Source organism: Niallia endozanthoxylica, assembly GCF_008710145.1.
GTDB lineage: Bacteria > Bacillota > Bacilli > Bacillales > Cytobacillaceae > Bacillus_BD > Bacillus_BD endozanthoxylica.
Map to the genome: position 1 here is coordinate 1 of NZ_VYKL01000049.1, position 16,779 is coordinate 16,779.

Genomic DNA, 16,779 nt, shown 5'->3' on the forward strand with positions numbered 1-16,779 from the left:
GAATCTCCCACTTCTAAACGAAGTGAAAGTGGGAGTAGTTCAATGATAAGCGGAACCAAGTATTAGTCTCGAATTAATGCTACAAGATATATGGAACGGAAAAAAGCTTTTTTAGACTAGTATATAGTTGCAGAAGGAGTTAAATAGTAACAGATGAGCTGTGTAGTAAAAGAAATAGAATTTCAAGGTCGACAAGAATCAATTTGGAAGAGGGCAGTCTTTTTCTCCACTTTTCATACTGCTTCCAGTATATTGGGAGATATTCTTAACTATCCTGTCCGTTCGTATTATAAGGTTAACCAGAATGCTAAATATTTCTGGTTGACCTTATTTATTTTGGTCTTATTATATCAGTAGCCAGGGTAGAACGTAACTCCCGTTGGGCATTGACCCCGTCAAGTAAACCGTTCACCCCCTACTTGTAGAAACATGATTGAGGCTGGTTGGGACGTAGATCTCGTATAACAAGCGAAGCTGTGACACTGCAAGGAGGAATTAGGGATACTGGCAAATTACTAGATTAGGAGGAGATTTAGAATGAATCCAGTCGTTGGTCTGGATATTTCAAAAGGGGAAAGTCAAGTTCAAGCATTTTTAGATAAAGGGAAACCATTTCGTAAGAGTTTTAAGATGTCTCATACTATTGAGGGGCTTAATTATCTTGTAACGTTTCTGGAGGATGTGAAAAAAGAGTCTGGTAAGAAGCCTTCAATAGTTTTAGAAGCTACAGGGCATTATCAAACTCCTGTCGTTCATTACTTGGAAGAACGAGGGTATTTATTGATCATTATCAATCCGTTAATTTCATACAAGGCAAGAGGGGTAAGTTTAAGAAAAGTAAAGACAGATGCCGTAGATGCCTATCTCCTCTGTGAGTTGTTCTATAAAGAGGAATTAGAGCCTTATAAAAAACGTGGTGTCCAATTATTAAACCTCCGCAATCTTACAAGACAACATGAAAATATTACTGGAGTCATGATTCAAACGAAGCTTCAATTTCAAGCTGTTCTTGAACAAGTGTTTCCAGAATATAAAGGGGTTTTTGGAGATTTATATTCGGTGGTATCACTCTTAACACTTTCAGAGTTCCCCTCCTCCGAGGATATTATTAATGCAAGCGAAGAAACAATTACAGACAAGATAAATGAAGTGTGTAAAAGTCGATCAATCAGGTGGGCAAAAGAAAGTGCAGTTAAACTTAAGGCTGCGGCAGCTCGTAACCCTTTTGAAAAGACAGTCTATCAGAGTCATATTTTAAGTCTTGGTATGTATATTAATATGATTCTTCAATATAAAGAGCATCTATCAAAGTTGGAGTCAGAGATAGATACCCTCGCTAAAGAAATTGAAGAATATAATATTATCAAATCTATCCCTGGTATCGGAGAAAAAATCGCTGCAACGATTATTTCAGAAATTGGGGAGATAGATCGATTTAATGATCCTAAAAAGCTTGTAGCATTCGCTGGAGTAGACCCTAGTGTCTTTGAATCTGGTAAATTTTCTGCCACGAAAAACCGAATCACTAAAAGAGGGTCAAGTAGACTAAGACACGCCTTATATATGGCTGTTCGTTGTGCGATTCGTGATTGTCGTAAAAAGAAAACAACGGATGAAATTATCCCTCGTAACAAGAAAATGCGAGAGTTTTACGACAAGAAACGTGGAGAAGGAAAGCCCTTTAAAGTAGCTGTAATTGCATGTGTAAATAAGCTCTTACATTGGATATTTGCCCTTTTAAAGAACAGAACAACTTTCCAAGATATAGCCTAGAACCAAAAATAAACTAAATAACACAAAACCTTCCAAAATCAGATTAATGAAAGGTTATTTGGCATACACATTTTTAGTATAACATGAGATATATTAAGTTTTTATTGGAAGATATTGACAAACTATTAGCTGGTTTACTTGTAGGTTAAAATAGAGGTATCCTTAAAACACATTAATTTTAAGATGAGTTACTAAAGAATTTTTAATACGATAACATTTTACATTAGGTTTTCCAAATGACAATGATACAATAAAATAGGCTGCATTTGGATAATGGACATTCTTGATATCATTTCTCGAGGGATAAGGGAGGGCAGTTGGATGGGAATGATAAATTCCAGTTAATTCCTCTCCTTGTAGTTTCATTGTTTTAAATACACGTTCCATTTGCTTGACGTCCATGGCAAATCTAGTGGAAGAGTGTTCGATATTTTCCATTTTCCAGATTGTTTCATTTTTCCCACCTTTACCTGAAATCAACCCGCATGCTTCATAGGGTGCTTCCTGTAGACAATGGTCAACCATAGCGTCCCATACTAATTTTTTTATAAAAACTTGATTGTTTCGATTTCTATTAGAATTAACGGCCACAGCATTTTCTAGGTTGTGTTTTACGGGGGGTGTCGGATAAATATACTTTCCTTTGATCAGTTAAAGTATTTTTAGACTGCTGTACTTTTTTAACTTGGCTGTTTGTTGTTGCATTATTTTTGTGCCCAGTAGGAACACTTTTTTGTTTACCAAAAAGTTTTTTCATTTGATTAAATGACATCATGATTTATCACTCCACTGATTTTTTTTAAAAGTTCTTAAAGTTTATTTACATGAGATTATTTAAATGGATTAAAAACTGAACGTATTGACTGTGCTTGAGGATAAAATTGCTTTAGCTTTTCATATCGTAATTGGCTTTGTTGTTGCTGCTGTACACTGGCCGGTTTGATTTGACTATTCAATTGTTTCCTTTCAGTTGCTCTAACCTGTTTATTTCTTTCTGGTTTATTTTGAGGGGACTTAGGTGTATGTTGGTTTTTTTCACGATATTGTTTTTCTTTTTTTTGAAAACCTTGAATAGTTTCCTTTAATTGCTGTGTTTGTTCGATGCTTTTGAGTTTCATTTGTTCAAGTTGTGACTTATAGTCTTCTTCCCGTTGTTTTATTTCTTTTATTGTTTTTTCCAACTCTTCCTTCTGTTTTTGATGATTACGATCCTGCTCTTTAATTACCCTTAATTCTTTTTCAAGCTTTTCTATCTTTTTTAAATATTTCATTTCATTCTCTTTCTGAATTTGTAAATGGTCATTTAGTTCTTTTGCTTGATTGATATAATTTATTTTATCTTCTTCATATCGCTTTTTATCTTCTTCATATCGTTGAAAATGAGCATTCATTTTTTCTAATAAACTTTCATAATGTTTTAATCCCTGTTGCAACTCCTTTATAGTGCTGTTTAATTGTTCAATTTTTTCAAGATATCGCATTTCACTATCATTGCTCCACAAATGCCAGGCCATGCTAAGCCAACTCCCTTTCTTTATCGTATACATTTCATGCCGTTCTTGCTTAGGCTTTTGATCCTTTAATTCCATCAAACTTTGACTCTTTTGTTGAATTTCTCTTTCCATTGAACTTATTTTTTGATTTCTTATTTCTATAAGATTTTTTAACTCGTTTACTTCTTGTTTTAACGAGTGAATATAATTATTTTTTTCCTCAAGCCTTTGATGTAAAACGACTTCAAGTTGTTTATATTTAAGAAGAGAGTGTTCTTGTTTTTCTATTTTGTTTAAAAGTTGTAGCTGTTTATTTTCAACAGAGTTAACTGTATCTTGTATTTTTTCTTCGGCTTCCCTCACAGTATCTTCAACTAATTGTTTGCTTGCTTCAAGAGCTTGAGAAAGATGTTTTGTACTTCTCTCATATAAATGTATAGTAATTCTGTAATCCTCTATCTCTTGTAAATAACCATTTTTTGTAATGATTAAGTGTTCAATGTTTTCTTCCTGTTTCTTTAATTCTTGTTTCAGTTTTCTTTCATTAGCTAGAAACTTTTTCATTTGGAGATAAATATCATTTAATGATTGTTCTAATTGTAATCGTTTTTCTGAACTGTTTGAGTTTACTCTTGCTAGGTCTTTTTCTTGGGATAGAGGATTTAATACAGTATTCATTTTTTCAATATGATTTTTAATTTCAATTCTTTCATCTTTATAACAATTTAAATGATTTTTTAATTGTTTAATTTCATTTTTGGAAGTAAGAAGTTTTTTTTCGATATTCTCAATTAAAAGGAGATCTGAATTAGCTTTTTCTTTCTTTTTAAATGGAATAATGTCACTAGTCATTTTGAACCTCCTATATAGAGAAATCACTAATTAAAATATATGAAACTTTCCATGGATGGTGAATGAATACAGGCAACTTACGAAGTGTCCTGACCATCAATACTTTTGTTAATTAAAAGGTTGTTCAAAATTTGATATGATATTATATTTTGATAATGGAGGATATAGTAAAACCACCCTGATAATGAAGGGCGGTTTTGAGATTTTTTTTCTGTACATATTATAGTGTTTGCTGATGAGTGGAACTAGTTGATAATGAGGTTTTTAATTGTTTTATTTCAAATGTAAGATTATCGATTTGTTCCTCTAAATAATCAGTTAGTGACACACATGTCGATATCTTTTCATCATATTCATTACTTTGTGAAAATAATTGTTCTATTTGTTGAATAAGTTTGTTGTATTCAATCATTGTGTTTTGTGGAGGGGTATCAGAAATTTCTCCTGAACTATATGAGAAAATTTCCTGTGTTAAATCCTCGATTTTGTTAAAAATTTCACTTTGGAAAGATTCCAAAGTTGTTTTTTCCGCTGTTAATTGTGTTTGTTCTTCTTTTAGCCTTTCGTTTATATCTTTAAGGTGCTGAATTTCTGCTTTATCTTTTATTTGTATATCATTTTGTTCACCAAGTTTCTTTTCTTGTGTAGTAATGTGATTTTGTAAATGGTTTATTTGTTTCAGTTTTTTTTGTATTTCTTCTTTATAGCTTATTATTTCTTCTGTTAATTGTTTATTTTTATCAGAGAGTATTTGATTGGAGACCTGAAGTTTTTGAATCATCTCTTCACTTTGAGTTTGTTGATCATTCAGCAGTACAAGTTCATTTTCAAGAGATGCTACTTGTTTTTGTAATTGTTGATTTGAGTACTTATGTTCTTTAACTTCTTCCAGACTTTTTCTATTGTCAGATTCTGCTTGTTGCAATCTGTCATTTACAACACTTATTACCTTTTTTAAATGTTCAATTTGTATTGTTAATTGTTCTATAAGAGCCTCTTTTTCCGTTATTCTGTTTTGTAAAGTTAAGTTTTTATGATTAATGTCCTTTATTTGAATTGTGAATTGCTTCCGTTCTCCGAGTAAATGGTTGTTCTCAATTTTTAACTTTTCTAGTTGACTGTAATGATAATTCTCCTGATAATCGCGAACTTTTGATCTATATTTATCTAACTCAGAACTTAAGTAAATGATTTGTTGCTGAAGAATAACAGGATTCAAGCGATCATCTGGAGGGTCATGTTTTCTTTTCATAGCAACAACCTCCAAAAATCAAGATTACAGCTGGTGAGAAACATTAAACCAGTATTGATCAACGATTTCTTTTAAAAGGAAAAAGATATTTGGTTATTTGATGGAAACTGTTTTTTATCTTCTTGAAAATAGACAAACGCCTGAGCAGTGATGGACTTTCCATTTTTGGGTTGCTCAAAATTGATTTTAAAGTTAAACATTGTCGTTTCCCCAGGGGGGATTTGTAAAACTTGAATGGGAGTTATCCAGTACTCTCCGTTCTTTTTAACCTTTTGTCTCCAATCATCATATAGATATTTCCATCCTTTCTCTCCATTTATGCTTTTAGTACCTAATGAAGAAACCATCTTGGGTGGTATAATTTGACCTTGTAGAGAAGCACTTTCTACTGGTGTTATCTTGATGCATATTACTGGATTCAATATTGCTTGATTTCCTGTATTTTTTATATATAGAACTCCTTCAATTAAGTATTCTTTTAATTCACTCTCCGATTGAGGGAGGAGAATCGTATAATCAAAAAAGGTTTCTACATTTATTATTCTTTTATTCTTTTGTAGATTTTGGGATATTAATTTTAGTGCTTGTGAGTTTTTATCTTTTCCCTTTTCTATTCTTTCGTCCTCTTGTGGTACATTTTTCTGCTCTGGTGAAATATGTGTTTGTGTCATGGTTACTAACCAATTTTTTAACATGTTTTTTGGAAGATAAGAAAAAATTTGATTTTGTTGACGCTTAATGTATCGAAGGATGACTTTTGCTATACACATAGAAAAGAGTTCTTTATACACGTCTAGATTGGGATTTGGAGGGAAGTGGAACTTTAAAAATAAGGATCGACTAGAGGTTAAGGGGAAATGTTTTGTTTCTTTTAGTTGAAAAGGAATTTTTTCTTTATTCAATTCTGTTCTAAATAGATTTCGTAATCGTTCATCAATACCTGAGCCATGTTCAATGACAAGAAATCCATGTTTATCAGACGTGTTTTCAAAGGTTGCTACTTTGATTTGTAAATAAGGGTTTGTTGTGATCGACTCTAAATTTTCAATTACTGTGACTAGCCCGTCAATAGAGAGAAATTGTTTTAACGTTTGTAATACATCATTGTTTAGTGGGGTGTTAGTTGTTAAGGAGAGTGCAATTTGATTCTGTTGAAAATCAGAAAAGAGGTCTAACCTTTTCTCAACTGAACTCCAGTTTGTATGAAGTCCATGTTGCTCACAAAACAATCGAAAACTAACGAGAGAATGGTAGGGTATCTCTGTAATTACCTCATTATTAAAATAAACCGAAATTTTCATGATGTTCCCCCCTTTTAAGGGTAGTTTCTTAGGAAGAGAATATAAATTAATAATCTAGAGAAAATATGAACGAATTCACAAATATATTTATTGATGAAAAAGTTACAGTACCATTACTATTCAAAAAAATCCTTGATTATGCCTATTTAATAATGGTATTTAGATGGACAAAAGTTGTCAACTACCCACCACTTATCAACCTTACGGTTTGATTGAAGTGGGGGCTTGAAAAAGTCCTGGTTGTCTAGCCTAAGTTCTTTGAGAACTACGTTATCCTTCATGTAGAAACCTATGGATGATTCCCTAGTCCGTAGCTCTTTCGTGGCTCTGTAAACAGCTCTAAGGGCAAGGAGCAGTCAACCACATTGCGAAGGTTGGATAACATTGGCGAAGGGAAACAAACTCCAAAGGAGGGAACACTCTGTGTTAGTGTTCGTCACAAATAAGCATGGCGAAGCTCTTATGCCATGCAAATCAAGAAAAGCCAGATTGCTGCTTAAGCAAAAGAAAGCCATCATTGTTAGCTATGAACCATTTACGATTCAATTACTCTATGGTTCTAGTGGTTACAAACAAAAAGTGGATTTAGGAATTGATTTAGGGGCTAAACATATTGGTATAGCCATAACATCCGAGGATAAAGTTCTATCCAAAGGGGAAATTGAATTACGACAAGATGTAAAAGGAAATTTAGAAACTAGAAAAATCTATCGCAGAAGCAGACGAAATCGTAAAACACGTTACCGAAAGCCTCGATTTTTGAATCGTGTTTCATCTAAAAAGGATGGATGGCTACCGCCATCTATTCAAAGCAGAATCGATAACACGTTTCATTGGATTGAACAATTTGCCTTGTTATTACCGAAACCTATCCTTCATATAGAAGTAGGAAAATTTGATGTTCAAAAGATGGTCAATCCTGATATTCAAGGTGTTGAGTATCAACAAGGGCAGACCTATGGATACCATGATGTCCGTTACTTTGTGTTTGCAAGAGATCGGTACACCTGTCAAGTGTGTAAAAGGAAAGGGAAAATTCTAAACACGCACCATATTATTTATCGAAGTAAAGGTGGAAGTGATCGAGCAGATAATCTTATTACCGTATGTACCGATTGTCATACATCGGAGAATCATCAAAAAGGGCAGATTTTATATGGCAATGGATGATGGATAAAAAGAAAACACCATCTTACAAAGAAGGACCATTTATGAATAGTTTTCGTAAGCGTGTGTTTTCCAAATATCCAGAAGCTCACATGACATACGGTTCTATCACTACACCACACCGTAAGGAACTGGGCTTAGAGAAAACACACTCCAATGACGCGATTGCCATTACAGGCATGGCAAAAATCAAAGAAAGTGCGGAGCCGAATCAAATCTTTATGATTAAGCAGTTCCGTAAGAAAAAACGGTCATTGCATGAAGCCACAGCAAGAAAAGGCCGTAAGACCAAAAATACAACGAGTCAGCGAAATGCAAAGAACACCAAACAAATGAAGGGTTTCTATCTTAACGATAAAGTGATGTTATTTGGAAAAATAGGTTTTATCATGGGCTTTACAGGGTCAAACGGAGCTTATGTGAAGACTATCAACGGGCAATACATCACAAAACCAGGAAAGAATTATAAACAAGTAGGTTTGAAAGAACTTACGTGCATTTGTCACAATAATAATTGGCAGTATCAAATCATTCAGGCTAACGCCTGACCGAAATTCATCTCCCAACTACTCATTGGGCTTCGCTCTGCGCATTCCTTGAGGATGGGAGACTTCTTTCGGAAATCCGTTAAAATGTAAACAAACAAAGCAATGACGAAGGGGGGAGGGGTGAGTACCATTTCAATCGTCATATTCCATTTCCGTAAAAAAGAAGGATTAAAAATTTATGTTAAACTTTTCAAAATACCAATCATCATTAAATTTACGTCTTTCTAAATATGCTTGTCTTTTAAATAATGCATCATTTTTTAACACCTTTTTTTGAATCTCTTCAGCACTTCCATTTGGTATCATTTTTCTAATCTTATGAATACGACCGGGACTAAAATGTAAATAGGCCAGTCTTAATAAATTATAATAATAATCATCCAAGCTTATATGGTAGGGTTGAATTTTCCTAAATAAGTGTAAGACTTTAGTGTTTGGCTGAACATGACAGGAGTAACCAAAGAGCCAAAGCTTGATAGAAAGTTCAACATCTTCATGTCCCCAAGTTGGAAACCCCGTTTCAAAACCACCGATATCTTCAAATACATTCCTTTTTATAGCAAAACATCCCCCTGGTATAATTGCCGTTTCAAATACATCCTCTTGACGAGTATTCCAGTGAGTCCGTATTTTAGAGGATCTTTGATTTATCCATAATGTTTGGCCATAGCCGATGAAATTAGGGTCACCAATTGCACCTATGGCAGGAGCAACAGAATTTGTTTTTCCACTGAGTAATGGATCCATTAATCGATCAAGCCATAAATCTTCAAATTCTAAATGGGCATCACAAAAAAAAAGCACATCACCCGATGCAAGTTCGGCCCCAGCATTTCTTGCATTGGCTGCGCCAACTCCAGTTGTATTTATAAGATTAATATTCTTATCCAAAAATTCATTTTGAAGAAAATGACAACAGTTGTCATTTGAAAAGTCATTTACAACAATGACCTCAAATGGATAATTTATTTTAACAGAGTATAAGGATTCAAGCGTTGATTTTACGTTAGGACCTTCATTTTTGACAGGAAAAATGATGGAGACAAAAGGTTTTTCAGACAAAGACTTTCACTCCTTTTACCAATTTTATAAAAAGTGGTCTCAGGGAAAGGAAATCGTAATAGTTAAGACATTTGGGTAAGGTTATAGCGATTTAAGTTTTAATATACCGGAAATACCCGTTTTTCTATCTCCTCAATAGTTAGTTGTCCAGCGATGTAGCTGCATATAAGTGAATAATTAAAATGGATGGCAAAAAGACTCCTATAAACTGTACTTGAAGTTGCTTGTAAGTGAACAAAAGGATCTAATATAAAGGTTTCTACATTTTGCTCATCTTTTTTATTTTTTTCTAATTCTTCCTGATTGCCTTTAAGTATAAGGTATTTGCTGCTGATTGGCGGATAAGAAACTATAATCAAATCATTCTCTTCGTTTTTTAAATTATTTGAAGTGGGGTTAAAATTACCTTGATGAATTAAGGATTCCACCAGATTAACAGAGATTTGTGTTTTTTGAATTTTATACCGCTTAATTAAATATTTAAGCTTGGGAATATTCCATCTCATCAAGTAGTATTCTTCTTGGTTAACAGGAATTTTAACTTGAACATTTTCTTCTTCAGTCATTATATAAGGAGCTTGAAGTGCATTATTTAAAAGCTCTTTGTAAAAATCCAATGTTTGCTCTAATTCATTAGGGGGTTGATTTACGATTTTAAACCCATTATTTTGCACCAACTCTTTCATATATTCAATTGTTAAGAAATTATCAAGCTGAAAAATTTTCTCCAATCAAACTCACCTCTTAGGAAAAAGAAAAATATTCAATTATCCGTTAGATAATACCTAATTATCATTGGTATTTGGATGAACGAAAAAGCTCATCTAAACATCATATACAAATAATAAAAAAAGGTTTACAAAATTCCAGCCATAATTAAGGGATTTAAATTCTATGGTCTGAATACACAAAAAGAAATAAGAAAATGGGCCTATAAAAGATTAATATTCCTAAACAATTAACTTGGGATTGAATAAGATAAAGCGAGGGCGTTGAATTTATTAAACTTGGAATTGGTAAGTAAATTACACAGTAACAGTCAATCAATGTATAATCTATTCACTAAATGCAAGTTGCAAATAAAAAATACCACCCTCAAGTTAATTATTAATGCTAAATAATAAATGTTTAACATACTGGAGTGATTAAATGGATAAATCCCAAAAGTTATATGAAAGGTTCCTAAAATTAAGAAAATTCCCCACCGGAAATAAGGTGAAAAAAACAGGAGAATTATTAAAAGGTAAAAATAAGTTACTAGCAGGAGTTTCTTCTTCAAGTGAGGGCAATGGCAATAAACCAAGGCGAAGGAACTGCTGTCACTATTAAGTTTGGGCATTTCTCAACATTTCGTAATATTGAGATCTAATAAATGAAATAGTATGGAGAGTCAAAAATGTAATCAAGGGTGCATGCGCCTTGATGATCGATATCAAATAAGTAATTTTTTAAATAGTGCGGAGAAATTCATCATGTATGAACTGCTTTAAAAAATGTTTTGTGTAGAACGGTTAGTTTGTTTTTTCCTGAGCTTGTCTAACGGTTTAGTAGTGCATCAAAAGTATTATAAGTTTTTAAATGAATAATGTTGAATTTATAAGTGTTTTTTACTCGGTTTTACTCCTTTCTAATTAAAGTTGTGTTGTGTTGAACGGTTATTAGAAGCCTAAGATATCTTTAGGCTTTTTTTTTTTGATTTTTACTCTGCTGGTTGCAAAATTCACTTTTTACTTATGCGTAGTTTAACGGATCTCCGAAAGAAGTCTCCCATCCTCAAGGAATGTGAAGGGCGACAGCCCAATGAGCAGGTGGGAGAGGTTCACTTTCTATATAAGGAAAAACACCAAATTATAAAAATTATTTAAATTTAGACTTTTGATATAGAACCAAATTGCAAAGATAACCATACAATGATGTGAAAACACAACTTATATTAGAAAGGATGATTTTTGTGAAGCCGATTAGAGGATCTCAATTGACCCCTAATAATGTACAAGAAGAATGTATTCGGGTTCCGAAGGTTTATGATTGGGTTTTTGATGCAATAACAACAGATACTGGGATTGTACTACCTGATGAATGTGCAGCTGCTGTTGATTTGGCAGTTGCAGAAGGTAGAACCCCACTGGATGTAACATGTGAAGTTCCAGATGTAGGTGGTTTCTTCCCGCTTGATCCACCAGATACAGATGGTAACGCATTATGTACGGTGTCTTCTAGAATTGAAAGAAGGGAAATTGTAGTAAACGGTACACCAAGAGAAATCGCAATTGTTAAAGTTATTTTTACAATTAGACCACTAATCACAATTCTTGATAGTGAAGGAGCAGTAATTTGTAGTTTCCGTCCTACAATTAGTGAGTCTCGTCGTCTGGCAGTTTGCGCACCTGAACCTTTTACAAGTGATAATGTGTTCTGTCGAATTATTTCTCTTAACTGTGATACTAACTTTATTGAAACAGGTATACCTGATCTTGGTCTACAAGTTATGCTAGATATTTGCTTTGAAGTCCAAGTTGAGGCTGAGGTTAAATTAGAAGTATTAGCAAAATTCTGCTTCCCTCGTGAAAATGATATTGAAATCCCAACTGCTGGTGTATGTCCTCCATTTGAATGGCCAGAACAATGTAACTTCTTCCCACGTGATAACTGTGACTGCCAAGCGTTTGTTGATACTGATCCAATTACAGGACTTGTTCCAATCACATTTGATGCATCTTTATTTGATGCCCCACTTGCAGCAGGATCGTATACTACAGAATTAAATGCAGAGATTTGTGATAATTGTACTTTAGCAGGAAGCACACTTCAATGGATCGTAGAAGACTTCGTTATTCCTACAGGCACAGGAACTGGTACCGTAGATCAAAGCTTTACCTTCACAGCGGAAGAAATCGGAATGCCTGAATGTACTGAAGTACTAGGTATTACTACTATGACTGTAGAGGGCGCAGGAACAGTAAATTTTGCTGATCCAGGTGTAGCTGATCGTACTGTATTATTTACTTTAACGCTAGTGGAAAATATCGGATCACTAGATGATGCTTATGCAATTACGTTAACTGATTTGGCTGGAGCACCACTAGTAACCTTTGCAGGTGCTGGTGTAGGATTTGTTCCAGACGAGGACTTAGTTGTGCAAGATTGTGTAACATTCCCTAACCTACTTGGCGATACTACTCTTTTATAGAAAATTCCTCAAAATTTAAAAAATGAAATGATAAAAAGAAGGGGAAACCCTTCTTTTTAGTTGAACAAGCATTTAAATAATCTTAGAGACTAATAATTGTTTTTTAAACTTACTAAATAAGTATTTAGCTTTTTATTTTGAAGAGAAAAATAATTATATTTATTTTTTGAGGAGGCAAGAATTTAAAATTTTTCAGCTTAACAGGTACTAAATTATTTTTGAATAAAAAGTGGAATTTATTATATATGCCTATGCAATTAAACAGTGCAAGAATAATTTAATATAGACCAAGAATTCTGTTGACTAGAAATACTTTAGGAAGGGTTTTAATAAATGAAGATTATGACAATTTTGGGTACAAGACCAGAAATTATACGATTAAGCTTAATTATTAAGAAATTAGATTTGCTTGCTGAAGAACATATTTTAGTGCATACTGGCCAAAATTTTACTTCTTCATTAAGTGAAGTTTTCTTCCATGAATTAAAGGTTCGGAAACCAGATTATATTCTGTCAACTCAACAATCAACTTTAGGGGAACAGCTTGCGACCATGTATAAAAGCTTAGAGCTGATACTCTTAAAGGAAAAACCCGATAAAGTTTTAGTATTAGGTGATACTAACAGCGGATTGAGTGCTATTTTAGCGGAAAGAATGGGCATTCCAGTTATTCATATGGAGGCAGGTAACAGATGCTTTGACCTTGAAGTACCAGAGGAAAAAAACCGTAGAGTCATAGATGCGATATCGAGTTTTAATATGCCTTATACCCCCCAAAGCAAAGAAAATTTAATAAATGAGGGTTTTCCAAAAAGTAGAATTATTCTTTCAGGTAATCCTATTTTCGAAGTATTAAATAATTACAGAACCGAGATTGAAAAAAGTGAAATACTTACAAACCTGAAATTATTAAAGGAAGAGTACTTTTTGGTCACTGCTCATCGTGCAGAAAATGTAGATATTGAGCAACGATTACTTGAAATTATGAAAGGGATTAACAAAGTTGCTGATACCTATGGCAAAAGGGTTATATGTAGTATTCACCCACGCACAAGATCCAGATTAGAAAAATTAACATTCTTCAACCTTAACCCGTTAGTTGAGTTACATGATCCGTTTGGTTTCTTTGATTTTGTCAGGCTTGAGAAAAATGCTATTTGTGTACTGACCGACAGCGGAACAGTTCAAGAAGAATGCTGTTTATTTCATGTTCCTACAGTTACGATTCGTAATACAACAGAAAGACCAGAAACAATAGAATGCGGAAGTAACATGTTATCAGGAATAAATGCAAATCAAATTGTTAACTGCGTTCATGTAATGATAAATCAGAAAAATAATTGGTCATTTCCAGAGGGATACGATCATTCTAACGTTTCTGATAAAGTAATTAAATTCCTACTGGGAGGCATTAGAGGTGTTCAATAATCAGATAATTTTGGTAACTGGAGGTACAGGTTCTTGGGGGTACGAGTTGGTAAAGCAGTTGTTAACATATGAGCCAAAAGAGATTCGGATATTTTCAAGGAACGAATCAAATCAATTTACAATGAAGCAAGAGTTTGACAATAATCCCAAATTACAATTTATTATAGGGGATATTAAAGAGAAGGACGCATTAATTGAAGCAAGTCAGGATGTTAATTACATTTTTCACCTTGCAGCGTTAAAGCATGTCCCAGTTTGTGAATATCAGCCACATGAAGCATTAAAAACAAATGTAATTGGAACACAGAATGTAATAGATGCTGCTATAAGCTGTAATGTTAAAAGGGTAGTCTATATTTCTACGGATAAAGCCTCAAACCCTTCCAATTTTTATGGTCTGTCTAAGGCAATGGGAGAGAGACTTATCATTCATGCAAATACATTAAATACAAAAACAAGATTTGTTTGCATCCGAGGCGGGAATGTTTTGGGGACAAATGGCAGTGTTATTCATGTATTTAAAAAGCAGATTCAGGAAAAAGGAAAAATTGGTATAACTGACCTAGAAATGACACGCTTTTTTTTGACAATTGAAGAAGCAATAAAGTTAGTTTTTAAAGCAACATCTGAGAGCTTAGGTGGAGAGATTTTTGTCATGAAAATGCCGGCATGTAAAATTATAGACCTTGCTCAAGTTTTGATCGAGGCTTCCAATAGAAAAGATGTTGGAGTTGAAATACTCGGTATTCGGCCTGGAGAGAAAATTCATGAATTGTTGCTATCTGAATATGAAAGTTTAACAACGATTGCCTATGATGATGAATATTTTGTTATTCTGCCGCAAATATATATTGAAGGTTTAAAGAAACATTATTCAAAATTTAAACCTGCTAATCTTATAAACTACAATTCTAATAAAGACCTGATGAGTAAGGAAGAAATTAGAGAAGTGTTGAAGAAAGGTAGGTTTATATAAATGAAAATATTGATCCTTGGGGGTAAAGGAATGGCTGGGCATGTCATAACAGCATATTTAAAACAAAAGCCAGAGTATCATGTGCAATATACTTCAAGGGACCAAAATGATAAAGATGGAATCTATTTAGATGTCACTGATTCAACCAAACTGGAAGAAATCATAGAAAGCTTAAAACCTGATATTACAGTTAACTGTATTGGCATTTTAAATGATCAAGCTAGTCAAAACACAAAGATGGCTTTTCAAGTAAATAGTTTACTACCTCATCAGTTAGTAAAGTTAACTGAAAGAAATAATGGAAAGTTAATTCACATTAGCACAGATTGTGTTTTTTTAGGTACGAAAGGCGAATACACAGAAAAAGATATTCCTGATGGTACCTCTTTTTATGCTCAATCCAAACAATTAGGAGAAATAATTAGTGATAAACATTTAACCATTCGAACTTCTATTATTGGTCCAGAACTTAAAGAAAATGGCATTGGATTGTTTTTATGGTTTATGAAGCAAAAAGGAAAAATAAAAGGTTACGAAAAGGTTTATTGGAATGGTGTTACTACACTTGAATTAGCTAAAGCAATTGAAACCATGATAAAGCATAAGATTACAGGATTGTATCATTTAGGTTCGGAGAATAAAATATCTAAACATATGTTATTAAAGCTAATACAGAAGACATTCGAGAAGACTGATGTTGAAATTGTACCAGATTCGGAAATTGTTCAAGATAGATCAATAAAAAATACAAGAACTGATTTTCAATACCCAATTCCACCATATGAAGAGATGTTATTAGAATTAAAAGATTGGATGGATCGGCAGTGAACCAGTTAAATAATTTGTTAATTACAGGAGCAAGTGGGTTCACAGGTCAACATGCATGTAGACACTTTTTAAAAGCAGGCTATGCGGTCACAGGAGTAACAAGAAATCATATCAGTAATGGCCAAATTCAAGTAGAGAAATGCAATCTCACAGATAAGGAAGCAGTAAGAAACTTAGTAAAGAAGGTACAACCTCAATATATTCTTCATTTAGCTGGGCAAAACCATGTAGGTCTATCGTGGAATGATCCTGTTTCTACACTCGAAGCTAATTTCCTTTCAACTCTATATTTAATCGATGCCATCCGACATGAAAATCCAAATTGTAAAACTGTTGTTGTTGGTTCAGCTCTTCAGTTTGAACCAAATGATATGTCTACTTTAACTCACCCCTATAGTTTTAGCAAAACTCTTCAAGTACAAGTGGCACAAGCCTGGGCCAATCTTTACAATCTTCATATTGTCATTGCGAAACCGTCTAATTTAATAGGTCCTGGACTCTCAAACGGCGTTTGTTCTATTTTTGCAAAAAAAATCGTTAAAATGGAAGAAAATAAGGCACAAAATGTTCTTGAAGTAAATAATCTAAGTGCACAACGAGATTTTATTGATGTAAGAGATGCTGTAAGTGCTTATGAAATTCTTTTGACTAATGGGAAATCTGGGGAGGTTTATGAAATCTCTTCCGGGAACAGCTACTCCCTTAAAGAAATTGTAACTAAACTAAAATCATTAACGACGATAGATTTTCAAGTTAAATCACAAGAGCATATTTTAAGTGAAGAAAAGGTTTTAATTACTCCCAATAAAATTATGAAATTAGGTTGGAAACCAACGATCTCACTACAATCATCCATGGAGGATATCCTTAATTTTTACCGAGAAAATCATACAAAAAACTTTTAAGGAG

Annotated in this window: 15 protein-coding genes; 8 read left to right on the top strand and 7 right to left on the bottom strand. The window is 33.4% G+C overall.

The window, feature by feature from the left end:
* The first annotated feature begins 537 nt into the window (after nucleotides 1-537).
* The gene (locus tag F4V44_RS24595) at nucleotides 538-1,773 is read left to right on the top strand and encodes an IS110 family RNA-guided transposase (RefSeq protein WP_150442651.1); all 1,236 of its coding nucleotides are present in this window, start codon (nucleotides 538-540) and stop codon (nucleotides 1,771-1,773) included.
* 162 nt (nucleotides 1,774-1,935) lie between these two features.
* Here F4V44_RS24595 and F4V44_RS24600 read toward each other — a convergent pair whose 3' ends face one another.
* The 5 genes from F4V44_RS24600 to F4V44_RS24620 form a co-directional block, all read right to left on the bottom strand.
* On the bottom strand, nucleotides 1,936-2,364 hold the full coding sequence (locus tag F4V44_RS24600; protein ID WP_223882028.1) for a M67 family metallopeptidase: 429 nt from the start codon (nucleotides 2,362-2,364) through the stop codon (nucleotides 1,936-1,938).
* Nucleotides 2,354-2,548 (bottom strand): hypothetical protein, encoded by a 195-nt coding sequence (locus tag F4V44_RS24605; RefSeq protein ID WP_150442652.1) that lies wholly within the window; start codon nucleotides 2,546-2,548, stop codon nucleotides 2,354-2,356. Before F4V44_RS24605 ends, F4V44_RS24600 begins: the two co-directional genes overlap by 11 nt.
* 55 nt (nucleotides 2,549-2,603) lie before the next feature.
* Nucleotides 2,604-4,118 carry a coiled-coil domain-containing protein gene (locus F4V44_RS24610; protein WP_150442653.1) on the bottom strand — a complete coding sequence of 505 codons (1,515 nt, stop codon included), beginning with the start codon at nucleotides 4,116-4,118 and terminating at the stop codon, nucleotides 2,604-2,606.
* A gap of 220 nt (nucleotides 4,119-4,338) precedes the next feature.
* The gene (locus F4V44_RS24615) at nucleotides 4,339-5,370 is read right to left on the bottom strand and encodes a coiled-coil domain-containing protein (protein ID WP_150442654.1); all 1,032 of its coding nucleotides are present in this window, start codon (nucleotides 5,368-5,370) and stop codon (nucleotides 4,339-4,341) included.
* Nucleotides 5,371-5,441: 71 nt separating this feature from the next.
* Nucleotides 5,442-6,671, bottom strand: coding sequence for a hypothetical protein (locus F4V44_RS24620; RefSeq protein ID WP_150442655.1), 1,230 nt, complete (start codon nucleotides 6,669-6,671; stop codon nucleotides 5,442-5,444).
* Nucleotides 6,672-7,094: 423 nt separating this feature from the next.
* Between F4V44_RS24620 and iscB the strand changes: the two genes are divergently transcribed.
* A complete protein-coding gene (gene iscB, locus F4V44_RS28035) occupies nucleotides 7,095-7,841 on the top strand; it encodes an RNA-guided endonuclease IscB (protein WP_223882029.1) in 747 nt (248 codons plus the stop codon).
* Nucleotides 7,842-7,882: 41 nt separating this feature from the next.
* Entirely contained in the window at nucleotides 7,883-8,386 is a 504-nt protein-coding gene (locus F4V44_RS28040; RefSeq protein WP_223882030.1) for a hypothetical protein, read from the top strand.
* A gap of 168 nt (nucleotides 8,387-8,554) precedes the next feature.
* Here the strand turns inward: F4V44_RS28040 and F4V44_RS24630 are convergent, their stop codons facing one another.
* Nucleotides 8,555-9,448: a glycosyltransferase gene (locus tag F4V44_RS24630; RefSeq protein WP_150442656.1), complete on the bottom strand. Its 894-nt coding sequence runs from the start codon at nucleotides 9,446-9,448 to the stop codon at nucleotides 8,555-8,557.
* Between the two features lie 98 nt (nucleotides 9,449-9,546).
* Entirely contained in the window at nucleotides 9,547-10,179 is a 633-nt protein-coding gene (locus F4V44_RS24635) for a hypothetical protein (RefSeq protein WP_150442657.1), read from the bottom strand.
* 1,220 nt (nucleotides 10,180-11,399) lie between these two features.
* On the opposite strand from F4V44_RS24635, the gene F4V44_RS24640 reads away from it, so the two are divergent.
* From F4V44_RS24640 to F4V44_RS24660, 5 genes are all read left to right on the top strand, one after another.
* Complete coding sequence (locus F4V44_RS24640) at nucleotides 11,400-12,638, top strand: BMQ_0737 family morphogenetic spore coat protein (RefSeq protein WP_150442658.1); 1,239 nt, start codon at nucleotides 11,400-11,402, stop codon at nucleotides 12,636-12,638.
* Between the two features lie 333 nt (nucleotides 12,639-12,971).
* Entirely contained in the window at nucleotides 12,972-14,066 is a 1,095-nt protein-coding gene (wecB, locus tag F4V44_RS24645) for a non-hydrolyzing UDP-N-acetylglucosamine 2-epimerase (protein ID WP_150442659.1), read from the top strand.
* Nucleotides 14,056-15,042, top strand: coding sequence for a polysaccharide biosynthesis protein (locus F4V44_RS24650; protein WP_150442660.1), 987 nt, complete (start codon nucleotides 14,056-14,058; stop codon nucleotides 15,040-15,042). The genes wecB and F4V44_RS24650 overlap by 11 nt, the downstream gene beginning before the upstream one ends.
* Nucleotides 15,043-15,870 (top strand): dTDP-4-dehydrorhamnose reductase family protein, encoded by an 828-nt coding sequence (locus tag F4V44_RS24655; RefSeq protein ID WP_150442661.1) that lies wholly within the window; start codon nucleotides 15,043-15,045, stop codon nucleotides 15,868-15,870.
* Nucleotides 15,867-16,775 carry an NAD-dependent epimerase/dehydratase family protein gene (locus F4V44_RS24660; RefSeq protein ID WP_150442662.1) on the top strand — a complete coding sequence of 303 codons (909 nt, stop codon included), beginning with the start codon at nucleotides 15,867-15,869 and terminating at the stop codon, nucleotides 16,773-16,775. The genes F4V44_RS24655 and F4V44_RS24660 overlap by 4 nt, the downstream gene beginning before the upstream one ends.
* The last annotated feature ends 4 nt before the right edge of the window (nucleotides 16,776-16,779 follow it).